This window comes from Bradyrhizobium sp. WYCCWR 13022, from assembly GCF_030435535.1.
GTDB lineage: Bacteria > Pseudomonadota > Alphaproteobacteria > Rhizobiales > Xanthobacteraceae > Bradyrhizobium.
Window position 1 is genome coordinate 660,046 of record NZ_JAUIZJ010000002.1, and the last position, 22,057, is coordinate 682,102.

General features: G+C 64.1%; 22 protein-coding genes. 8 read left to right on the plus strand and 14 right to left on the minus strand.

Annotation, left to right across the window (positions count from 1 at the left end; genetic code table 11):
- Positions 1-79 precede the first annotated feature (79 nt).
- The 3 genes from QY049_RS04275 to QY049_RS04285 form a co-directional block, all read right to left on the minus strand.
- Entirely contained in the window at positions 80-844 is a 765-nt protein-coding gene (locus QY049_RS04275) for an outer membrane protein (RefSeq protein ID WP_258761748.1), read from the minus strand.
- A gap of 179 nt (positions 845-1,023) precedes the next feature.
- Positions 1,024-2,280 carry an FAD-dependent oxidoreductase gene (locus tag QY049_RS04280; protein ID WP_301269037.1) on the minus strand — a complete coding sequence of 419 codons (1,257 nt, stop codon included), beginning with the start codon at positions 2,278-2,280 and terminating at the stop codon, positions 1,024-1,026.
- Between the two features lie 86 nt (positions 2,281-2,366).
- The gene (locus tag QY049_RS04285; protein ID WP_301269038.1) at positions 2,367-3,890 is read right to left on the minus strand and encodes a caspase family protein; all 1,524 of its coding nucleotides are present in this window, start codon (positions 3,888-3,890) and stop codon (positions 2,367-2,369) included.
- A gap of 191 nt (positions 3,891-4,081) precedes the next feature.
- On the opposite strand from QY049_RS04285, the gene QY049_RS04290 reads away from it, so the two are divergent.
- The 3 genes from QY049_RS04290 to QY049_RS04300 all read left to right on the plus strand — a co-directional run bounded on the left by QY049_RS04290 (position 4,082) and on the right by QY049_RS04300 (position 8,098).
- Positions 4,082-5,044: a helix-turn-helix transcriptional regulator gene (locus QY049_RS04290; RefSeq protein WP_301269039.1), complete on the plus strand. Its 963-nt coding sequence runs from the start codon at positions 4,082-4,084 to the stop codon at positions 5,042-5,044.
- 280 nt (positions 5,045-5,324) lie between these two features.
- The gene (locus QY049_RS04295; RefSeq protein WP_301269040.1) at positions 5,325-6,869 is read left to right on the plus strand and encodes a DEAD/DEAH box helicase; all 1,545 of its coding nucleotides are present in this window, start codon (positions 5,325-5,327) and stop codon (positions 6,867-6,869) included.
- A gap of 161 nt (positions 6,870-7,030) precedes the next feature.
- Positions 7,031-8,098, plus strand: a complete 1,068-nt coding sequence (locus QY049_RS04300) for a GGDEF domain-containing protein (protein WP_258761752.1) — start codon at positions 7,031-7,033, stop codon at positions 8,096-8,098.
- 94 nt (positions 8,099-8,192) lie between these two features.
- Here QY049_RS04300 and QY049_RS04305 read toward each other — a convergent pair whose 3' ends face one another.
- Entirely contained in the window at positions 8,193-9,113 is a 921-nt protein-coding gene (locus tag QY049_RS04305; RefSeq protein WP_301269041.1) for an alpha/beta fold hydrolase, read from the minus strand.
- Positions 9,114-9,239: 126 nt separating this feature from the next.
- Here QY049_RS04305 and QY049_RS04310 point away from each other — a divergent pair, with 126 nt between their 5' ends.
- A complete protein-coding gene (locus QY049_RS04310) occupies positions 9,240-9,764 on the plus strand; it encodes a helix-turn-helix domain-containing protein (RefSeq protein WP_301269042.1) in 525 nt (174 codons plus the stop codon).
- 101 nt (positions 9,765-9,865) lie between these two features.
- The gene (gene fabA / locus QY049_RS04315) at positions 9,866-10,396 is read left to right on the plus strand and encodes a bifunctional 3-hydroxydecanoyl-ACP dehydratase/trans-2-decenoyl-ACP isomerase (RefSeq protein ID WP_258761754.1); all 531 of its coding nucleotides are present in this window, start codon (positions 9,866-9,868) and stop codon (positions 10,394-10,396) included.
- 3 nt (positions 10,397-10,399) lie between these two features.
- Here fabA and QY049_RS04320 read toward each other — a convergent pair whose 3' ends face one another.
- From QY049_RS04320 to QY049_RS04360, 9 genes are all read right to left on the minus strand, one after another.
- Positions 10,400-10,831: a TfoX/Sxy family protein gene (locus tag QY049_RS04320; RefSeq protein ID WP_258761755.1), complete on the minus strand. Its 432-nt coding sequence runs from the start codon at positions 10,829-10,831 to the stop codon at positions 10,400-10,402.
- A 184-nt stretch (positions 10,832-11,015) separates the two neighbouring features.
- On the minus strand, positions 11,016-11,426 hold the full coding sequence (locus tag QY049_RS04325; protein ID WP_301269043.1) for an iron-sulfur cluster assembly accessory protein: 411 nt from the start codon (positions 11,424-11,426) through the stop codon (positions 11,016-11,018).
- 49 nt (positions 11,427-11,475) lie between these two features.
- Complete coding sequence (locus QY049_RS04330; RefSeq protein ID WP_194476089.1) at positions 11,476-11,847, minus strand: SUF system Fe-S cluster assembly protein; 372 nt, start codon at positions 11,845-11,847, stop codon at positions 11,476-11,478.
- Entirely contained in the window at positions 11,844-13,091 is a 1,248-nt protein-coding gene (locus tag QY049_RS04335) for a cysteine desulfurase (RefSeq protein WP_301269044.1), read from the minus strand. The genes QY049_RS04330 and QY049_RS04335 overlap by 4 nt, the downstream gene beginning before the upstream one ends.
- Positions 13,088-14,392: a Fe-S cluster assembly protein SufD gene (gene sufD, locus QY049_RS04340; RefSeq protein ID WP_301269045.1), complete on the minus strand. Its 1,305-nt coding sequence runs from the start codon at positions 14,390-14,392 to the stop codon at positions 13,088-13,090. Before sufD ends, QY049_RS04335 begins: the two co-directional genes overlap by 4 nt.
- 11 nt (positions 14,393-14,403) lie before the next feature.
- Positions 14,404-15,156 carry a Fe-S cluster assembly ATPase SufC gene (gene sufC, locus QY049_RS04345; protein WP_194476092.1) on the minus strand — a complete coding sequence of 251 codons (753 nt, stop codon included), beginning with the start codon at positions 15,154-15,156 and terminating at the stop codon, positions 14,404-14,406.
- A 62-nt stretch (positions 15,157-15,218) separates the two neighbouring features.
- Positions 15,219-16,715 (minus strand): Fe-S cluster assembly protein SufB, encoded by a 1,497-nt coding sequence (gene sufB / locus QY049_RS04350; RefSeq protein ID WP_301269046.1) that lies wholly within the window; start codon positions 16,713-16,715, stop codon positions 15,219-15,221.
- A gap of 113 nt (positions 16,716-16,828) precedes the next feature.
- Positions 16,829-17,968 carry a cysteine desulfurase family protein gene (locus QY049_RS04355; RefSeq protein WP_301269047.1) on the minus strand — a complete coding sequence of 380 codons (1,140 nt, stop codon included), beginning with the start codon at positions 17,966-17,968 and terminating at the stop codon, positions 16,829-16,831.
- A gap of 55 nt (positions 17,969-18,023) precedes the next feature.
- A complete protein-coding gene (locus QY049_RS04360; protein WP_301269048.1) occupies positions 18,024-19,217 on the minus strand; it encodes an acyltransferase family protein in 1,194 nt (397 codons plus the stop codon).
- Positions 19,218-19,393: 176 nt separating this feature from the next.
- Here QY049_RS04360 and QY049_RS04365 point away from each other — a divergent pair, with 176 nt between their 5' ends.
- The 3 genes from QY049_RS04365 to QY049_RS04375 all read left to right on the plus strand — a co-directional run bounded on the left by QY049_RS04365 (position 19,394) and on the right by QY049_RS04375 (position 21,734).
- Positions 19,394-20,212: a LytTR family DNA-binding domain-containing protein gene (locus QY049_RS04365; protein WP_301269049.1), complete on the plus strand. Its 819-nt coding sequence runs from the start codon at positions 19,394-19,396 to the stop codon at positions 20,210-20,212.
- Positions 20,213-20,566: 354 nt separating this feature from the next.
- The gene (locus QY049_RS04370; RefSeq protein WP_014495555.1) at positions 20,567-21,214 is read left to right on the plus strand and encodes an alpha/beta hydrolase; all 648 of its coding nucleotides are present in this window, start codon (positions 20,567-20,569) and stop codon (positions 21,212-21,214) included.
- A 7-nt stretch (positions 21,215-21,221) separates the two neighbouring features.
- Positions 21,222-21,734 carry a DUF1697 domain-containing protein gene (locus tag QY049_RS04375; RefSeq protein ID WP_301269050.1) on the plus strand — a complete coding sequence of 171 codons (513 nt, stop codon included), beginning with the start codon at positions 21,222-21,224 and terminating at the stop codon, positions 21,732-21,734.
- On the opposite strand, the gene QY049_RS04380 is transcribed toward QY049_RS04375, so the two are convergent.
- Positions 21,731-22,054, minus strand: a complete 324-nt coding sequence (locus tag QY049_RS04380) for a multidrug efflux SMR transporter (protein ID WP_301269051.1) — start codon at positions 22,052-22,054, stop codon at positions 21,731-21,733. The two genes, QY049_RS04375 and QY049_RS04380, sit on opposite strands and share 4 nt — an antisense overlap.
- Positions 22,055-22,057 lie beyond the last annotated feature (3 nt).

A 22,057-nucleotide genomic window follows, 5' to 3' on the forward strand; every position in this document is an offset into this window, starting at 1 on the left:
TGCACGCAAAAAGAAGCCCCGGTGGAAACCGGGGCTTTTGAATTGATCGTGATCTTTTCTTTGATTGGTCGTTTGTTGCTCAGTAGCGCGCGATCACAGGCGCGTCGAACTTGTAGCTGGCGCGAACGACAGCCCACTGGATGTCGCGCGGCTTGGCATCGAACGTGTAGTTGCCCGCGGTCCCGCCGAGCTGATAGGTCTGGCTGCCGAAGGCCGCGTAGTTGTACTCGAGGCCGACGATCCAGTTGCGGGTGATGCCGTATTCCCAGCCGGCGCCGACGGTCCAGCCGTTGGCCCAGTGGGTCTGACCGCCCGTACCCGTTACAACGGGATCCGTGACCGAGAGCCGGTTGTTGACGCCGGCGTAGCCGCCCTTGAAGTAGAACAGGTTGTTCTGGACTGCGAAGCCGGCGCGGCCGACGACGGTCGCAAGAACATTGGCGCGCCAGGAGAACACGTCGTTCGCTGCACCGAAAGCGGTGTTCGTGAACGAGCCCTTGTTGTCGAGGCCGGAGATCGTGCCTTCCATGCCGAACACGTAGTTGTTGGCCTGCCAGTTGTAGCCGATCTGGGCGCCGCCCATGACACCGGAGTTGCGCTGGCGATAACCCTGGCCCGGCGTCAGATCGCCGAACGCCGCGCCGACGCCATTGTTGATGAACTGCTCGTTGGTCCATGCGCCGCCGATATGGCCGCCGACATAGAAACCGGTCCAGTTGAACAGCGGCTCGATATAGGCGGGCGCCTTCGTGTACGGGCGCGCGGCGAGATCGGCGGCGGAAGCAGCGCCGGTCGAAACCAGAGCGGTCGTGCAGGCGAAGGCGGCAATCAACTTGTTACGCATGGTACACCCCGTGTCCTTTGATGGGCGCACGCTCACACGCAGTTCTTACTCAAATTTGAATCAAGAAAGTTAAGGCGCCGGAATGGCCGATGGCTGTCTTTGAATCCGTCCGCGCTGTTGCACGCGCGCAACGCGGAAGCCGCAATTTAACGCGGCATTATCCCTATCAGTTGGCTGCCTCAGGGCGCCGACGCGGCTTTCGAATGCACGTGCTCGGGTCGCACGCCGATGGCGATGAAGCGCGCGGGAATGCCCTGGAGCCACGGCCATGCGGAGATCAGACGCAGGATCAGCGGCACCTTGAGCGGCCGATCTGCGCCCTTCAGTGCGCCGCTGATGATGTTGTTCTGCACGATCACCTGCATCGCCTGCGTCATCTTCACCGGGAACGCGCGGCGGCGCCTGACGGCATCGAGTTCGTCCTCGGAAGGACAGCCGCGCCCCAGCCTGTCCGCGAGCAGATTTGCGGTCGCGACCGCATCCTGCACGGCAAGATTGACGCCGACGCCGCCGACGGGCGACATCGCATGCGCGGCATCGCCGATGCAGAGCAGGCCCGGCCGCGTCCAGCGCGGCAGGCGGTTGATCGCGACGGTAAGGAGCTTGACGTCGTCAAAGCTCTTCACGTCGCCGATCCCATGCTTGAGGACCGGCGCCATGCGCACGACATCGTCCAGCAGCGCCTGTAATCCCCTCGCCTTCACCGCATCGTACTGCCCCTTGGCGATGACGTAGGCGCATTGCCAGTAATCGCCGCGGTCGAAAGTGACCATCATTCTGCCGGGCTCGATGCGGGCAAACAGGTTCTCGGTCTCGTCGGCCTTGCGGCCGACGCGGAACCAGAGCACGTCCATCGGCGCGCCGATCTCCTCGACGGCAAGGCCAGCGCGTTCGCGCACCGTCGAATGCCGGCCGTCGCAGGCGATGGTGAGATCGGCCTCGATGTCGATGACGCCGTCAGGCGTCCTGGCGCGCACGCCGGCGATGGCCTCGCCGCGGCGGATCAGGTCGACGGCCTCCGTGCTCATCAGCACGTCGAGCGAGGCGAAGCGTTTGCCCGCCTCGCGCAGGAAATTGAGAAAATCCCATTGCGGCATGAAGGCGATGAACGGGTACTTCGTATCCAGCCGCCTGAGATCGGCGATCCGCACCCTGGCGCCGCCGACCATGCCATCCATCGTCTGCAAGCGCTGATGCGGCAGCTTCAGGAAGCCGTCGATCAGGCCGAGCTCGTCCATCACCTGGAGCGTCGAGGGATGCACCGTGTCGCCGCGAAAGTCGCGGAAGAAATCAGCATGCTTCTCCAACACCACGACATCGATGCCGGCGCGCCCCAGCAGATAGCCGAGCATCATGCCGGCGGGACCGCCGCCAACGACGCAGCACCGGACTTTGCGCACGCGCGACGCGGCTTGATCTGACCTGGCTGGTTCCATGACCCGACTCTCGCTGCGGCATCGATCTATGTCGAGCGACTGTAGCGCTGCCGCGCATCGGGAGCATGTTCAATCTTGGGAACCGCTCAATTGTTGCTGCGGTTGGACGTGCGGAAACTCTTCACCTCCGACACGCTGCCGTCACGGTAAGTCAATTCGACGGACATGAACTGCGTCGCAGGGGGAAGCTTCTCGTAGAGCAGCATCCCGGCCGTGATGGCGGAGGGATCGCGGAGATCGCAGGGCGGCAGCTTCAGCACCTTGTCCGGCACCGCCGTATCGATACCGATCCGTGCCTCGCGGATCGCGCAGCGGTACGACACCAGATGGGAATAATAGACCAGGAGCCCGTTGAACTGACGGAACGACAACCAACTCGTCGCGGTCATGTCGAGGATCTTGCGCTGGTCGCGTATCAGCGCCGCTTCCGGGTCGAACTTGATCGGGAACGGGCCCTGCATGTCACCGGAGGCGTCGACGTAGCGCACCTCGATGGTGCCGGCCTGCGCGTCCGGGGGCAGCTCGATCGACGGGTTCGGCATCCGCTTGCGCGTGCGCGGATCGAGCGTGTCGATGAAGCCGGTTTCGCGGAAATCGCCGCTGCCGGCCATGCGCCAGGAAATGCCGATGGTGGGATCGGCGAAGGAGAACATCACGCTCCAGCCGCCGTTGTGACGGGAAAAGCTCGCGATCGGCGCATTGGTGGTCTCCTCCTTCGGCACGCGTGGCACGGAGACCGGCGGCAGCGCTGCGACCTTCTGCGACGGCGGATCGGCCGGACGCGCTGCGGCCGCCGCCGCGTCCTTCGCGGCGCCGCTGAGGAAGACGTCGTCGACCATCTGGTCGAAATAGACAGGCACCTGCTTGTGTTTGACGGTGTCGGCCATCTCGCTGACCAAGCGGCGCGTGTGCTGCGCGACCTGCACGAGGTTTTCGCCGGGCTGGAGCAGCTCCCTGGCGAAGGTGCGTGTAAACACCGAATTGGGATTGGCGTCCTCGTTGGAGAGACGATCGAGCGCGGTCTGACGCGGTCCTGCCGAGAATACCGAGAACACGCCCTCGGGCAATTGCGTCATCGGCGCAAGGCCGCCGCCGCCTGCGACTGCGCGCGTGCCTGATCGTTCGAACGGATTGTTGCGGCAGGCGTCGAACACCAGGATCGAGGTGCGCGCCTTCTTGTTCTGGAGACGCTCGACGACGCGGTCAGCCAGAATGGAGGCATCGCGCACCAGCTCTTCCTGGCCCTCGGTCGCCGCCGGCACATCGGTCGGCAGCAGGTAGTTCTGGCCCGCGATCTCGAAACCATGGCCGGCATAGAAGAAGAACGCGGTGTCGCCGGGCTCGATCACCCGGTCGAAGGCGAGCAGCGTCTCGGTGAATTGCCGACGGTTCTGGTTTTCGGCGACCATCACCTGGAAGCCGAGCTGCTTCAGCGTGTCGCCCATGGTGCGGGCGTCGTTGACGGCCTTCAGCAGTTTGGGAACGTTCTTGTAGTCGTTGTTGCCGATCACGAGCGCTACGCGCTTTTCGGCGTGTGCAGCGCCTGCGAAGCCGCTGAGGCAGGCTGCGAGGCCAAGCGCCGACAAAATCCTGAAAACCCGACGCGTCATCTTCATATTCCCGCTTCAGAACGGCTCCCCATGGGCTCCATGCGGAACTCTATGCCGTCGATGTGATAGTCGGTCCAGCCGTAACGGCGGTTCAACCGGTCCGGCATTCGCATTCCAGCATCTGGCCTATGGCAGATTCCGGTGGAATCTGCTTTTTTCAAGCGGATTTCCGTTCGAGACGAGGGGCTGCCGTGTATCGCTGGTGCACCGACGAGGTCGAGCCGCACGACCGCTTCGACTATTGGCGCGAGGTCCGCGCCAAGGGGCTGTTCGGTGTCACCGCGGAACTCGAGCGCGAACGGCGCGGCGCCTTCTACGGCGAATTCTCGCTGAGCCAGGTCGGCAATGGCGGCCTGGTGGAGCTGAAGGCGTCTTCCTACGCGGTCGAACGCAGCCAGGCCGACATCGGCTACGCGCCGGGTGACAGCATCTGCGTCTACCAGCAGCTCGGCGGCGGAGGCTGGTTCGGCGGCATGCGCTCGAGCGATTTCGCCATTGCCAATGGCAGATTCGCGACCAGCCACACCGACCTGCCCTACCGTACCAAGCCGCTGGGCGATGACGGCTTTCACCTGCGGATCCTGAAGATCCCCGTCAGCAGTCTTGCGACCCAGGACAAGCGCATGCGCGAGCTCGCGCCCAGACCCTTCAGCGACCCCGCTCTGGCTCCGCTGCTCGAGGCCTGCTTTGCCGAGCTCGGCGAGGCTGCGGCGGTCGAGGGGGCGCCCGATGCCGTGCCGTTGGTGCAGGCGCTGGGGCAGCTCGCGCTGATCGAGCGCGGTGTCGTCAGGCCGGGCAGCCGGCGCGGACAGGCCGCGCTGCGGACCGCCCGCCTGTCGCTGGCGCGGCGTCTGATCGCGCGCCACTTACAAGACCCGGATCTGGCGCCGGGACGGGTGGCAGACCTGCTCGGCGTCTCCGTGCGACACCTGCACATGTTGTTCGAGGTCGCCGAGCGCAGCTTCTCCCAGACCGTGACGGAGGAGCGGCTGAAGAGAAGCCGCCGCCTGATGCGGGAAGCGCCGGAGCGACTGATCGCCGACATCGCCGCCGCATGCGGTTTCGAGAGCCTGGCGACCTATTACCGGGTCTTCAACGCCGCCTATGGCATGGCGCCCGGCGATTTCCGGGCCCAAGCTGCAGGTGGGCGTTAACCACCCGGCTCGCCGCGGCGGCGAAAAGCCGAGCCGTACCCGCTGTTTGGGTAAAAACCTGAGGGTTTTTAGGGCCTTCCCGCGCCTGCTCCATTGACTTTGGCCGATTCCGCCCTATGTTCCGGGTCGACGCGGTTCAGATCGAAAAGCGATTCCTGAGCCTGGCGCTTTGTTCGCGTGAGTCAGCACCCCCAGCTTCTTTGAGAGCGCGCCGTTTCGGGGTGGAACGCGATAGCCTTTTTACCCTCGATTCCGAACGGCGGTTTCGACCAGAGGCTCAATGTCCTTTTCCAATCTCGGACTGTCCGAAAAAGTCCTCGCCGCAGTGGCGGCCACCGGTTACACCAACCCCACCCCCATTCAGGAACAGGCGATCCCCCACGTCCTCGCACGCAAGGACGTGCTCGGCATCGCCCAGACCGGCACGGGCAAGACCGCAGCCTTCGTGCTGCCGATGCTCACCATCCTCGAAAAGGGTCGTGCCCGGGCGCGCATGCCGCGCACCCTTATCCTGGAGCCGACCCGCGAACTCGCGGCGCAGGTGAAGGAAAACTTCGACCGCTACGGCGCCGGCCAGAAACTCAACGTCGCCCTCCTGATCGGCGGCGTCTCCTTCGGCGACCAGGATGCCAAGCTGACGCGCGGCGTCGACGTGCTGATCGCCACGCCGGGCCGACTGCTCGACCATACCGAGCGCGGCGGCCTGCTGCTCACCGGTGTCGAACTGCTCGTCATCGACGAAGCCGACCGCATGCTGGACATGGGCTTCATTCCCGACATCGAGCGCATCTGCAAGCTCGTCCCCTTCACGCGGCAGACCCTCTTCTTCACCGCGACCATGCCGCCGGAAATCCGGCGCATCACCGAGGCTTTCCTGCACAATCCGCAGAAGGTCGAAGTCTCCAAGCCCGCCACCACCGCCGTCACCGTCACGCAGTCGCAGGTACCCGCCGGACGCGAGGCGCACGAGAAGCGCGAGCTGCTGCGCCGGCTGCTGCGCGAGGCCAAGGACCTCAAGAACGCGATCATCTTCTGCAATCGCAAGCGCGAGGTCGCGATCGTTCACAAGTCACTTCAGAAGCACGGTTTCAGCGTCGGCGCACTGCATGGCGACATGGACCAGCCGGCGCGCATGGCAGCGCTGGAGCAATTCCGCAAGGGCGAGCTGCCGCTGCTGGTCGCCTCCGACGTCGCCGCCCGCGGCCTCGACATTCCCGAGGTCAGCCACGTCTTCAATTTCGACGTCCCCCACCATCCCGACGACTACGTCCATCGCGTTGGCCGTACCGGTCGCGCGGGCCGCACCGGCACTGCGATCTCGATCGTCACGCCGCTCGACCAGAAATCGATGGTCGCGATCGAAAAGCTGATTGGCCAGAGCATTCCCCGCGCCGAAGGCGATTACGAAGTGCATGCTGACGGCGGCGAGCAGGGTGATCGCCCGCGCGAATCGCGCGGCCGCGATCGCGATCGTTCCCGCGGCGGTCGCGGCAAGCCGCAGCGCGGTCGCGACCGTGAGCGCAGCCACGAGCCGCGCGAGGCGCGACACGCCGCCGATGTAGCGCCTTCGTCGGATGCTAAGCCGGCTGCCGAAGCACGGCCTGCCCGGGAAGCGCGCCCGGCCCGCGAGGCAAGGCCTCCGCGCGAAGCCCGGCAGGGGTCGGAGGCGCGTCACGGCTCTCGTCCGCAGGCCAATAATTCGCACGTGCCGTCGATAGGCCGCCCCGAGCCGCGCCGCCAGCGGGAGATCGACACCGAGCCCGGAGATCACTCGCACCTCCCGGCATTCCTTCTCCGGCCGGTCCGCTCCCCCGCCGGCGCCTGATGCTGCAAGGCGCCTCAGGTCCGAGCCGAGGCGCCCCACACTTTTTGTGCGGCATCGCCCCCCGTATATTTACTGGCCGTTCACAAACGTCCATTAGCCTACGAACATAATTTAAGCATTGCTGCGGTCGACGGCGCATCGACCGTCGTGGGGTATGTTCCGTGGTCAAGGTTCTCGACGAACACGAACGCACGATGGCGTTCGCCGAGGTGGCGCTCGGTCAGATCCGATCGCTGAAGCAGACCGCGATTCCCCGCAATTACGAGATCTGGTACGTTTACGCGACCGGCTACAACGCCCCGCTCAACAAGATCATCAACGAGACGCTCGCACGCAACGGCAAGCTGAGCGAAGCCGATCTCGAGCAGATCTATGATACCTACCTCTCCCACATCAAAACGACCGACCGCATCGACAAGGTCGGCTCCCGCGTCATCGGCGAAATCGACGACGTGATGAGGGTCCTGAGCGACGCGCTCGGCATGACCGGTACCTATGGCGCCAGCCTGTCGGGCGCGACCGAACAATTGTCCTCGGCCAAGAGCCGCGATCAGCTCAAGACGATCGTCGAAACGCTGCTGCGCTCGACCAGCGAAATGCGCGAGACAAACAAGGCGCTGGAAGACCGGCTGTCGCTGTCGAAGAACGAGATCAGCAATCTCCAGCAGAGCCTGGAGGCGATCCGCGCCGAGAGCCTGACCGATCCGCTGACCGGCCTCGGCAACCGCAAATATTTCGACCGCATGATCGGCACGGCGGTGCAGAGCGCGCTTGCGAGCGGCGAGCCGCTGTCGCTGCTGCTGTTCGACATCGACCATTTCAAATCGTTCAACGATTCCTACGGACATCTCACCGGCGACCAGGTGCTCCGGCTCGTCGGGCTGTCGCTGAAGCAGACCATCAAGGGCCAGGACATCACCGCGCGCTATGGCGGCGAGGAGTTCGCTGTGGTGCTGCCCAACACCGCGCTGCGCCAGGCCCTCACCGTCGCCGACCATATCCGCCGCGCGGTGATGGCGAAGGAATTGAAGAAAAAGTCGACCGGCGAGATCCTCGGCCGCGTCACCATTTCCGTCGGCGTCTCCATGCTGAAGCAGGGCGACGACACCGACGCGCTGATCGAGCGCGCCGACGCCTGCCTCTACGCCGCCAAGCGCAACGGTCGCAACCGCGTGATCTGCGAGGTCGATCCGGAATACACGGTCGAGACGCACAACCGCGTGGCGTGAGTTATCGCCGCAAACCTAGTTTCGACGTGAAACCTCTTGCGATCGCGTCCCGCGCAATAAGGGGTGCCTTCGGCCGGAGCTTCTCCGGCAAGGATCAGGTCTGACTGAGAAATGCCGAGATCAGGGGATTGACGATCTCGGGAGCATCCTCGAGACAATAATGGCCAACTCCGGCGAGCCGATGGACGCGCGCGCCGGGAAAAACCGCGTCGAAGAGCGGCAGGAAGTGCGCCGCATGAAGTGTGCGGTCCGCGTCGCCCCAGATCGCCAGCGCAGGCCTGCGGCGGATAGCGCGAGCTGCCGCCGCGTCAGGCGCCTCGAACCGGTGAGCGCCGATCGCAAAACCTTTAGCCCAGCCGATCGCCCCGAGACATTCGGCCGGGCTGGCAAAGGCCGCGCCATAGGCGGCAAGCCAGTCATCGGTGATGATCGCGTTGTTCTCGAAACCATTCAGCTTTAACGTGCTCAGGATATTGAAGCCGAGCTGCCCGAGCACGGCTTCGAGATTGCCCTCGGCTTCGGCCTGCGCAATCCAGCGAAACCAGGGCGAAACAGCAGCATTTCCCGTGACGCGCGCGAGCAGATCCGCCTGGCCGAACGGTGTCGGAGCATTGGTCGAGACGAACCGGCGGATCCGGTCCGGATGCCGAGCAGCGAGCCCCATGCCGACCGGACCGCCGAAATCGTGCATCACGAGCGTGATGTCGGTCAGGTCGAGCCCGAGAACGAGTTTTTCCAGATTGTCGATGTGGTCCTGGAGCCAGTAACTGCGCGTCGCCGGCGTCTCGCTCTTCCCAAATCCCATGTGGTCCGGAACGATGACGCGATGCGTCGCGCTCAACACCGGAATCAGGTGGCGGAATAGATAGCCCCAGGTCGGCTCGCCATGCAGGCACAACACGACCTCGCCGTCGCGGGGTCCCTCGTCGACGAAATGCATCTGGAAAGCCGGTGCATTGGTGAAGTACGGCGCGAAGGCGAAGGTGCCACCGAATGTGGCGTCGGACCGGATCATGGGTTCCTCGAGGGCATTTGGTTTCATTTTGCAACCACTATTCACATAGCGCTTGAGGTTTTAATTTGCAACCACTATACCGGGCTGCGCACGAACCGAGGCGCAGAGGAGCGGCGGGCCGTCACGATGGGCAAGAGAGTTAGCCACAAAGACTCGCTGTGCGGCGTCGCACGTCCCCTGGATGCGATCGGTGACTGGTGGTCGCTATTGGTCGTGCGCGATGCCTTCGGCGGCTCGCGGCGGTTCGGCGAGTTTCAGAAGAGCCTCGGGCTTGCCAAGAACATCCTGTCGGCCCGGCTGCGCAATCTCGTCGCTCACGGCATCATGGACGCCGTACCCGCGGCAGAAGGAGGCCCCTATCAGGAGTATGAGTTGACCGAGAAAGGACGCGGGCTGTTTCTGGTTCTTGCAGCGCTCAGGCAGTGGGGTGAGGACTTCTTCTTCGCACCCGATGAGACTCACGTGCTGCTGGTGGACAAGAAATCCGCTCTTCCCGTACGCCGGCTGGAATTGCGCGCGCAGGACGGGCGCATTCTCGGTCCCAGCGACACCGTCATACGACGACCGCCGAACACCCCGGAAATGAAAACGGCGAACGGGCGGCCCCAACCTGCAAAGCGCCGGGCCTCGGCCTCCCGCGCGCAAAAGTAGCGGCCACGACCGCTCGACCTGCAAGTGCAACCAGCTATGCTTGACAACCTGATCTGACGAACGACATCTTCCTCGCCAATTCGCATCGGGGACTCGTCGTCGTGCCCAATCCTCATGATTTTCACGCGCCGCAGCCGTCCTACACCAGGGACGAACTGCTGAGATCGAGCGAAGGCGGCTATTTCGGCCCGGGCAATGCGCAATTGCCGGCGCCGCCGATGCTGATGATGGACCGCATCACCGAGATCAGCCTCGATGGCGGCGAGTTCGGCAAGGGCCATATCGTCGGCGAGCTCGACATTGCGCCTGCGCACTGGTTCTTCGATTCCCATTATCGCGGTGACGCCATCATGCCGCCGACGCTTGCACTGGACGCGATGTGGCAGATGGTCGGCTATTGGCTCGGCTGGTCGGGCTCGCCCGGCAAGGGCCGCGCCATCGGCGTCGGCGAGGTCGAGGTGACGGGGGTCATCACGCCGGAAACGCGATCGGTGCGCTATCAGGTCGCGATGCGCATGGTCCGGCGCGGCAAGCTGGTGCTCGGCATTGCCGATGGCCGCGTGGTCGCAGACGGTGTATCTGTCTTCGTGGCGAAGGACATGCGGGTTGGCCTGACCAAGGCCGCGGATTGATCCTCAAGCCTTCCGCTTGGCGCGCTTTCTCACCGCCTTTTTGGTCGCCTTTTTCGGCATCTTCCCGGGCTTGGCGACCTTCTTCGTTGCCGCCTTCTTCCCCTTCGGCCGCTTCTTCACCTTGGCGCGCTGGGCGGCAGCGAGCGCCGCCCTCGCCCATTGCGCCAGTTCCTCGGAATCATCAAACAGGCGCGCAGGCAGTTCCCAGTAGGAATTGACCAGCACTGTCTTGGCGCGGGTCGAGTACTGGAACGGCTTTGAGCCTTCGGCCTCGAAGTCCGGAATCGTCACCTCGTCGGCGCGGAAGAACAGGCCGGCGCGCAAGGCGAGCGCGAAATTGATGCCGTCGGCGGAGATGCCGTAGCCGGAGAACATCTTTCGGATGGCGACGGGGCCGAAATCGGCGAACAGGTCGATCAGGAATTCGCGGTCCATGGCCCAACTCTCTCCCCAATGTCGTCCCCGCGAACGCGGGGATCCATAACCACAGGGAGGAGTTTAGCGAACACTCTCAGTCGCGCCAGCTTTGGTACCGGCACCACCCATCACCGGGGGGATCACGCGGTATGTGTCCCGGCGCTCGCCGGGACGACAGCGGAGTAAGACGCGAGAGCTGGGCTTATCCGTCGATCTTGGCCGGACGCAGCTCGACCGACTCGCCGCAACCGCAGGCGGAGATCTGATTGGGATTGTTGAAGACGAACTGGGCCTGCATCTTGTCGGCCTTGTAGTCCATCTCGGTGCCGAGCAGGAACAACACGGCCTTGGGATCGACCAGGATCTTGACGCCCTTGTCCTCGACGATCTCGTCGGTCGGGCGGATCTCGTGGGCGTATTCGACCGTGTAGGACTGGCCGGCGCAGCCGCCGTTCTTCACGCCGACGCGCAGGCCCACGATCTCGGAATCGGCACGCTGGGTCAGCTCGGTGATGCGCTGGGCAGCGGCGTCCGTCAGCCGCATCACCTGCGGGCGCGGGCGCCGCGGTTTTGGAGTGGATGCCGGTGTCGAGCCTGACGAGATCTGGGTCATGTCACTGATGTGGTCCGTTGCGGAGCGAATTCAATATCGAGGTTACGCGTCACCACATGTTGAGGACGAGGCGCGCCTCGTCGCTCATGCGTTCCGGCGTCCAGGCCGGCTCCCAGACGACCTTGACGTCGACCACGCCGACGCCGGGGACGCTGGCGACCGCGTTCTCGACCATGGTCGGGAGTTCGCCGGCGGCCGGGCAATTGGGCGTCGTCAGCGTCATCTGCACGTCGACCGAACGGTCGTCCTTGATCTCGACCTTGTAAATCAGGCCAAGCTCGTAGATGTCGGCGGGAATTTCGGGGTCGAACACGGTCTTGAGCCCGGCGATGATCTCACGGGTCAGACGCTCGGTCTCCTCCGGCGGCAGCGCCGAGAGGGTCTCCATCGGATTGGCTTTGATTTCGGCCGTGTCACTCATGCGAACAAATCCCGCGCCTTGAGCAGCGCCTGTGCCAGATGATCGACTTCTTCCCGCGTATTATACATGCCGAACGAGGCACGGCAGGTGGCCGTGACGTTGAACCGCTCTAAAAGCGGCATCACGCAATGGGTGCCGGCGCGCACCGCGATGCCCTGGCGGTCGATCACGGTGGCGACGTCGTGGGCATGCGCGCCCTTGAGCTCGAAGGAGATCACCGGCCCCTTGCCCCGCGCCGTGCCGATCAGCCGCAGCGAGTTGATTTCGCGCAAGCGCTCCTGGGCGTAGGCGGTGAGATCGTGCTCGTGCGCGGCGATGCGCTCCTTGCCGATCGAGTTGACGTAGTCGATGGCGGCGCCAAGGCCGACGGCTTCGACGATCGCCGGTGTGCCCGCCTCGAATTTGTGCGGGGGATCACCATAGGTGACGGTCTCGCGCGAGACCTCGCGGATCATCTCGCCGCCGCCGTTGAAGGGGCGCATCGCGACGAGGTGGTCGGACTTGGCCCAGAGCACGCCGATGCCGGTCGGGCCGTACACCTTGTGACCGGTGAAGACGTAGAAGTCGCAGCCGATGTCCTGGACGTCGACGGGCAGATGCACGGCGCCCTGGCTGCCGTCGACCAGCACGGGAATGCCGCGGGCATGGGCGATCTTCACGACGTCCTTGACCGGCACGATGGTGCCGAGCGCATTCGACATCTGCGTGATCGCGACCAGCTTGGTCTTCGACGTCAGCAGCTTCTCGAACTCCTCGATGAGGAAATTGCCCTCGTCGTCGACCGGCGCCCACTTGATCACGGCGCCCTGGCGCTCCCTCAGGAAATGCCAGGGAACGATGTTGGAGTGGTGCTCCATGATCGAGATGACGATTTCGTCGCCTTCACCGATGTTCGGCCCGCCCCAGGACGATGCGACCAGATTGATCGCCTCCGTCGCGTTGCGGGTGAAGATCACCTCTTCGGTGCGCGGCGCATTGATGAACTGCGCGACCTTGGTGCGACCGCCCTCATAGGCCTCCGTCGCAGCGTTGGCGAGATAGTGCAGGCCGCGATGGACGTTGGCGTATTCGCTCGTATAGGCCTGCGTCATGCGGTCGAGCACGGCGCTGGGCTTCTGCGCCGAGGCCGCGTTGTCGAGATAGACCAGCGGCTTTCCGTAGACCTGCAGGCTAAGCGCAGGAAAGTCCTGGCGCACGCGTTCGACGTCATAGGCGCCGTTCCTGACCGCGGGATGCGTGCTCATGACCGCCGCTCCAGCCAGCGCTCGGCAATGCCGATCACGTGATCGCGGAGGCCATCGTCGGCGATCTGCTCGATCGCTTCACCGACGAACGCCTGAATCAGCAGCGCCTGGGCCTGCTTCTCCGGCAGTCCGCGGGCCTTCAGGTAGAACAGCAGGCTGTCGTCGAGCGCGCCGGCAGTGGCGCCGTGGCCGCAGGAGACGTCGTCGGCAAAGATCTCGAGCTCAGGTTTGTTGTCGGCCTCGGCTTCGTCCGAGAGCAACAGCGCACGGGTCATCATCTTGCCGTCGGTTTTCTGCGCGTCGGGGCGGACGATGATACGACCCTGGAACACCGAGTGCGCGCGATCGTCGATCACCGCGCGGAAGACTTCGCGGCTGACGCAGTTCGGCACGGCGTGGTCGACCACCAGCGTGGTGTCGCCGTGCTCGGTCTTCTGCAGGAGGTTGACGCCGTTGGCCGAGAGCTCGCTGCCCTCGCCCGCCAGCGTGATGAAACCCTGGAGCCGGCTGACGGCCGCGCCGGTCGTCATGTTGAAGAAGTTGAACTTCACATTGGCGCCAATGGTCACGAAATGCGACGAGATGTTCACCGCGTCAGGCGCATCGTCCATCAGGCGGATATGCGCGACATCGGCATCGTCGCCGACCGTGACAATTACGGCGTCATTGACCTGATAGGCCTCGGCGCCGGCCGCGACGAAGCTCTCGACGATGGTGGCGCGAGCGCCCTTCCCGATCGCGACCTGCGAGCGGGTGAAGCTGGACGCGGAAGCCGCAGTCGCGATGTGGAGGATCTGGATCGGCGCAGACAGCTGCGCACCGTCGGCAATACCAAGCACAACGCCGTCGGTCGCCATCGCCGCGTTGAGCGCAATCACCGCATCGGTGGACGCGGTCTCGAGCAGGCCAGCATCCTTCTCGAGCGCCTCACGCAGCGTCTTGAAGCCTGCTTCAACGACGAGTGCCTTGACGTCGGACAGATCAGCCGCGAACACGCCGTCGACCAGCACCAGCTTGCGGGCGCCTTCGATCGCGTGCGCCTTCACGGCGTCCGCGGCGCGCTTCAGCGCGGCGGCATCGGGCGCAGCTGCCAGCGGCAGCACCTCGCCGACCAGCGCGCGCAAATCGGTGTATTTCCATTCCTCGATCCGGCGGTGCGGCAGGCCGAGACGCTCATAGGTCTCGAACGCCTCGCGGCGCGTCGCGAGCACATCAGGCGAACCCGGCAGGCGGCCTTCGGCGCTGGCGAAGAGATCGCTCACCGCGCGGCCGTTCCCGGTCTTTGCCACAGCAACGTTCATCGCAAAATTCCTTACGCGGCATCCTCGAACTGGGCGTAGCCGGACGCTTCCAGCTCCAGCGCCAGTTCCTTGCCGCCGCTCTTCACGACGCGGCCCTTCGACATCACGTGCACCACGTCGGGCACGATGTAGTTCAGCAGCCGCTGATAATGGGTGATCACGACCATCGCGCGCCCCGGCGAGCGCAGCGCGTTGACGCCGTCTGCCGCGATGCGCAGCGCGTCGATGTCCAGGCCGGAATCCATCTCGTCGAGGATGCACAGGCTGGGCTCGAACAGCGCCATCTGCAGCACCTCGTTGCGCTTCTTCTCGCCGCCGGAGAAGCCGACATTGACGCCGCGCTTGAGCATGTCCTGCGGGATGTTCAGCGACTTCGAGACCTCGCGGACCTTCTTGAGGAAATCGGGTGTCGAATATTCGCTCTCGCCGCGGGCCTTGCGCTGTGCGTTCAGCGCGGTGCGCAGGAAGGTCATGGTGGCGACGCCGGGGATCTCGACCGGATACTGGAACGCCAGGAACACGCCCTTGGCGGCGCGCTCGTCCGGCGACATTTCCAGCAGATCCTCTCCCTTGAACAGGATCTGGCCGTCGGTGACCTCATAGCCGGGCTTGCCGGCGATGACGTGCGAGAGTGTCGATTTGCCGGAGCCGTTCGGCCCCATGATCGCGTGCACCTCGCCCTCGTTCACGGTCAGCGTCAGCCCGTGGAGGATCTCACGCTCCTCGACACGAACCTTGAGGTCTTTCACTTCAAGCAAAGCCATCTTGGTATCCAGTTTATTCAGATGATGTTGGAGCGCGAGTTGCGCACCGCGAGGGTCGGCAATTAACCGACCGACCCTTCAAGCGAGATCGAGATCAGCTTCTGCGCTTCCACCGCGAATTCCATCGGCAGTTGCTGCAGCACGTCCTTGACGAAGCCGTTGACGACGAGGCCGACGGCCTCTTCCTGCGAAAGACCGCGCTGGATGCAGTAGAACAGCACGTCCTCGGAAATCTTCGACGTCGTCGCCTCGTGCTCGAACGTCGCCGACGAGTTCTTCGCCTCGATGTACGGCACGGTGTGCGCGCCGCATTTGTCGCCGATCAACAAGGAATCGCAGGCGGTGAAGTTGCGGGCGCCGGTCGCTTTCCGATGCGCGGTGACGAGGCCGCGATAGGTGTTCTGCGACCTGCCGGCGGCGATGCCCTTGGAGATGATCCGGCTCGACGTGTTCTTGCCGAGATGGATCATCTTGGTGCCCGAATCGACCTGCTGGAAGCCGTTCGAGATCGCAATCGAGTAGAACTCGCCGCGCGAGTTGTCGCCACGCAGGATGCAGCTCGGATACTTCCAGGTGATCGCCGAACCTGTTTCGACCTGGGTCCAGGAGATCTTGGAATTGTTGCCGCGGCAGTCGCCACGCTTGGTGACGAAATTGTAGATGCCGCCCTTGCCTTCCGAATTGCCGGGGTACCAGTTCTGCACCGTCGAGTACTTGATCTCGGCGTCGTCGAGCGCAACGAGCTCGACCACGGCCGCATGCAGCTGGTTTTCGTCGCGCTGCGGCGCCGTGCAGCCTTCGAGATAGGACACGTAGGAGCCCTTGTCGGCGATGATCAGCGTGCGCTCGAATTGACCGGTGTTCCGCTCGTTGATGCGGAAATAGGTCGACAGTTCCATCGGGCAGCGCACGCCGGGCGGCACGTAGACGAACGAGCCGTCGGAGAACACCGCGGAGTTCAGCGTCGCGTAGAAATTGTCGGAGGTCGGAACCACCGAGCCGAGATATTTCTGCACCAGCTCAGGATGCTCGCGGATGGCTTCCGAGATCGGCATGAAGATCACGCCGGCCTTCTTCAGCTCGGCCTTGAAGGTGGTCGCGACCGAAACCGAATCGAAGACCGCATCGACCGCGATCTTGCGGCGCGCGGGATCTTCCTCGCCGGGCTTCGGCTCGACGCCCTCGAGCATGGCAACTTCCCGCAGGGGAATGCCGAGCTTCTCGTAAGTCTTCAGGATCTCCGGATCGATCTCGTCGAGCGAGGTGACCGTCTTCTTCGGCTTCGGCGCCGCGTAATAATAGAGGTCCTGGAAGTCGATCTTGGGATAGTCGACGCGTGCCCAGGTCGGCTCGGTCATGGTCAGCCAGCGCCGATAGGCCTCAAGCCGCCACTGGAGCATCCAGGCGGGTTCATTCTTCTTCTCGGAGATGAACTTTACGATCTCTTCCGACAGACCCTTCGGGGCCTTCTCGGAGTCGATCAGGGTTTCAAACCCATAACGATACTGGTCGACGTCGATGCGCTTGACGCGATCGACCGTCTCTTGAACGGCTGGCATTCCATCCTCCGCTCGTGGTTTCAAGGACCACGGTGGATCAAACTCGAACGACTATTACGATGTTTCTGTGCGGAAAGCACGGGCTTAGAATGGTTCAAGCCGTGTTTCGTCGCTTAGCCTCTAAGTAGGGTATTACCGAGCTTTCGCCAAGCCTCTAACGCCCTGTTGATGTCCTCGGGTTCCGTGGACCAGCCCAGACTGAGGCGCACCGCTCCCTGGGCTACGGTGGCATCGTGCCCCATCGCCGAGAGCACGTGGGACGGCTGTACTTTGCCCGAGGAGCAGGCGGAGCCGGAGGACACGGCAATGCCTTCGAGGTCGAATCCGATCACGGCGGTCTCGGCCTTCAGCCCCGGCGCGGTGAACAAAACGGTATTTGGTAACCTCCTCACATCATCTGAGAAGACAGTCGCCCTGGCGATCTCCTGAAGACCATTTCCCAAGCGATCTCTGAGGCTTGTCATTCGCTCCGCATCCTCAGGCAGAGCCTGAAGCGCAGCTTTCACCGCGGCGCCGAAACCGGCGATCCCGGCAACATTCTCGGTTCCCGCCCGCCTGCCGAGCTCCTGTCCACCGCCCCTCAGCACCGGCTCGAGTGCGGCCACCCCTTCGGTCATGACCAGCGCGCCAACACCTTTGGGACCGCCGATCTTGTGCGCAGAGAAAGTCGTAAGGTCTGCGCCCATCGCGTTAATATTGAACGCAATTTTGCCGAGTGCCTGGATCGCATCGACATGCAGGATACCGCCGGCCGCATGGACGATCCCTGCCGCCTCCTCGACAGGCTGGAAGGCGCCCGTCTCGTTGTTGGCCGCCATGATCGAGACCAGTGCCGGCGGACCACCGGTCAGCAGTTCCCGCAAGTGGTCGAGATCAACCACGCCGGAACGGGTGACCCGGATCTGGTTGATGTTCTCGGCCGGGAAGCGGCCGCCTGCCAAGACGGAGGCATGTTCGATCGCCGAGATCAGGAGCCGCCGCACCGGCTCGCCCGATCGGCCGCGCAAGCCCGGCGACAGCGCCAGCGCATTGGCCTCGGTTCCAGCGGAGGTGAAAACCACGTTCCGCGCCAGCGCGCCGACGGCCGTCGCCAGCGCGGCGCGTGCGTCCTCGACCAGCCAACGCGCCTCCCGTCCCTCGGCATGGACCGAAGACGGATTGCCGATCAGTTCGTACGCGGCCAGCATCGCTGCGCGGGCTTCGACGCGCAGCGGTGTGGTCGCATTCCAGTCGAGATAGACACGGTCCGGCATGGTGCCCTCTTAGCACCTTTTGCCTTCGCGCCAATCGGGCGCCGTCGCACTTCAGTCAGGCCGGCTGTTGCTGCGCGATCGCTGCCGCGGACCGCGGCTCCAACCGCAGCCCAAACAGCGGACGCAGCCAGCCGATGCGCCGCACGATCTCGTAGGTCGCCAGGCAGGTGAGCGCGGTGCCTGCAATCACGATCGTGGCCTCGCTTCCTGCAGACAACCCGCTGCCCCGCAATGCATGTGCGATCACGATGATCGCGGTCTGATGCACGATGTAAAAGGGAAAGATCGCATCGGTCAGATAGCGCCGCACCGGACCATCGGCGGTCAGATAGCGCCGCGCAAAGCCGAGCACCGTCGCGATCGCAAGCCACTGGTAGCAGCCATAGGCCGAGCCGGCGATCCATCGCAGCATCGGCGATCGCGGGAACAAGCCGGCATATATCAGGATGAAGGCGGCGAAGCACACGGCGGCGAGCATCAGCGCCCTCCACCGTTGCCGCTCGATCTCGCGCCAGACGTCCGCCTCGCGTGCAAGCAGGAAGCCGATCAGGAACGTGGTCGCATAGTCAGCGTGATTGTACCAGTCGCCGAACAGCGCATGGGTCGAGGGGAAGATCGGCGCGAGAAACAGCCGCCAGGCGGCGAACAGCAGGCACGGCAGCGCCAGCAGCCATGGTCCGGCGAGCAGGGCGGCGAGCCTCTCGCCGATCCAGCCTGCAGCCGCCGGCCACACCGCCAGCACGCCAACCAGGGCCATCGTGTAGACCCAGAGATAGACCACGAACCAGAGATGGTTCCAGGTCGGCTGCACGATGCAGGGGTTCGGGCAGAACTGCGCGCTGAACGCCAGATAGTGGTGGAGATAGTAGTCAGCAAAACCTGCGGGGTAGCCGAGGCTCTCGACGATCTGGAGATAGGACTGCGGCGGCACGATCACGAGCATGCCGAAAAGCAGCGGGATCAGTAGCCGCGCCGTTCGCGCCCGGGCGAAGGCGGCAAGACGAAACTTGCCCAGCATGTAGCGGCTCGCCACCCCGGAGACCAGGAACAGCAGCGACAGCCGCCAGGGATTGAGCACCAGCATGACAGGCTCGAGCCAGGTCAGCCGGTGCTCGCTCTTGATGTGAAATCCCCAGGACACGTAGAGCATGCCGACGTGGTAGAAGATCAGCAGCGCGAAGGCTAAAATCCGCACCCAGTCCAGATCGACGCGTCGTTCCGGGTTTGCTGCTTGCTGTGGTGTTGGCATGGGTCTCTGCTCCCTAGCGTCTCGATATCAGCGGTTTTCGGGCCATGGCTGACGGCCAAAATGCGCCGGAAACGGAGCCCGTCGAGACGGCTTGGGATCAGAGCCGGGCGTCAGGGGACGAGGCGTCGCCGTCAGGGACCAGCGGTTGGTCCCGCGGGATCAGTGGCGAGTGGACGATGTTCGCGGCGATCGCCGCCATCGCGCTCGCCATCGGCATCGTCAATGCGCTCTCGGGCGCACAGGACGCCATTTGGCGCGGCGACAGCGCCGATATCGGCCGGCGCCTGTTCTGGGAGATGACGAGCATCGTCGTCATTCTGGCGCTGGTTCCAATCCTGATGCTGTCGGTCCGGCGCATGCGCGCAACGACTGGCTTGGCCGCGCGAATCGGAATCGGTGCGGCCGCCCTGCTCGGCTTCTCGGCTTTTCACATCGCCGGCATGGTGGCGCTGCGCAAGTTCACGCTCTGGCTCGCGGGCAGCACCTACGACTTCCATTTCTCGCTGGCATCAATCCTCTACGAGTTCCGCAAGGATGCAGTGACAGCACTGCTGATTGGGGCAACACTCTGGCTGCTCGACAGCCGCCGTGAACTGCGCCAGGCCGCACAACAAGCCCAGTCCATTCCGGCCGCCGCGCAGGAGCAACCGTCCCCCGATCTGATCTGGCTTCGGGACGGCACCAGCCGCATTCGCGTCACACCGCGCGACATCCTGTTGGTCGCCTCCGCCGGCAATTACATCGAATACAGCCTTGCCGACGGCACCCAGCACCTGATCCGGGGAACGCTCGCGGCGACCGAAGGCGAGCTCGGCCGCTTCGCCATCGTGCGCGTTCACCGAACCAGGCTCGCCAATCTCGACCGGGTGAGCGGCGTGGACTTCAAACCGTCAGGGGATTTCGAGCTCACATTCGACAACGGCAAGACGCTCGGCGGCAGCCGCCGTTACCGGTCCGCCGTCGCCTCGCTCGGAGGCCGCACCGCGCCTATGTGAATCGTTCGCCGGATCGTCCAAAGGTGGATAAACGATCGTGATTCCAATTGGTTGCGGGCACAAATGCGCGCCTGGTCATCCCCCTGTTCGACCCCGACCACCATCGGCGTGACACGGCAGTGTCCGGCTAAGGTCTTGAGCGCATTGGAAGATGTCGAAGATGCTTGCATTTTGCCCCGCAGCCTATGTTAGAACGCGCACCGTCAAGTCACCGCGCGCCATCTGCGCATCACCGCGAGGCGCACGCCTTCTCACCCTTCCATTCGCGTTTTCGTCGGCATCGCCGTCGATGAAGGCCACAATCGGTTGATTGCCGAGAACCAGCTCTCCAGCAAATCAATCCAGAGATCATCGATGCCTGAAGTTATTTTCACTGGCCCCGCCGGCCGCCTCGAGGGCCGCTACCACCCGGCCAAGCAGAAGAACGCGCCGATCGCGATGATCCTGCACCCGCATCCGCAGTTTCACGGCACGATGAACCATCAGATCGTGTACCAGTGCTACTATGCCTTTGCGCATCGCGGCTTTTCGGTGCTGCGCTTCAACTTCCGTGGCGTCGGCCGCAGCCAGGGCTCGTTCGACCACGGCACCGGCGAATTGTCGGATGCGGCCGCCGCCCTCGACTGGGCGCAGACCATCAATCCCGAAGCACGCGCCTGCTGGGTTGCCGGCTTCTCCTTCGGCGCCTGGATCGGCATGCAGCTCCTGATGCGCCGCCCCGAGGTCGAGGGTTTCATTTCGATCGCGCCGCCGGCCAACCTCTACGACTTCTCTTTCCTCGCGCCCTGCCCGTCCTCGGGCCTGATCGTGCATGGCGAGAAGGACGCGGTGGTGCCGCCGAAGGACGTCAACACGCTGGTCGAGAAGCTGAAGACGCAGAAGGGCATCGTGATCGACCAGCAGGTCATTCCCGGCGCCAACCACTTCTTCGACGCCAAGCTCGAGCCGCTGATGGAAACCATCACGGCCTATCTCGACATGCGCCTCGCAAACGTCCGTTGAGAATGGCATGGACGCGTTCGTAGCCCTGCTGCGAGCCGTCAATGTCGGGGGCACCGGCAAGCTGCCGATGACAGAGCTCAAGGCGATGTGCGAAGAACTCGGCTTCGGTGCCGTGCGGACCTACATCGCCAGCGGCAATGTCGTCTTCACCAGCCGCAAATCGGAAGCCGCAATCAAGGCCGCCTTCGAAAAGCGGCTGCACGCTTACGCCGGAGCGCCGGTCGGCGTGCTCGTGCGCAGTGCGGCCGAGGTAGCAGAGGTTCTGGCCCACAATCCGTTTCCCAAGATGGCGCCCAATCGCACGGTCGCGATCTTCCTCGACAAGGCGCCACCCGCGGACACGCTCGCCGGAATTCGCGGTCAGAAGGCCGAAGAGATCAAGCTCGGCCGCCGTGAGATCTATGTGCACTACGGCGAAGGCATGGGGACGTCAAAACTCGCCATCCCCGCCGCCAAGACAGGCACGGCGCGCAACATGAACACGATCGCGACGCTGGCGAAGATGGCTGCGGAGCTCTAAGCCAGCTTGAGCGCGACGATCCCCATCAGCACGAGCGCGATGCCGGCAAGCTTCATCGCGCTCATGGTCTCGCCGAATAGCGCGACGCCCATGACGAAGGTGCCGGCGGCCCCGATGCCGGTCCATACCGAATAGGCGACGCCGACCTCGAGCACCTTCAAGGCGCGGCCCAGAAGGACGACGAAAGATGCGAGCAGCACGATCGAGACGATGCTCCAGCTCGCCCGCGTGTAGCCTTCGGCGTATTTCATCGAGATGGCCCAGCCGACATCGAGCGCGCCGGCGATCACCAGCATCAGCCAGGCCAAAGATTGCGACATGGC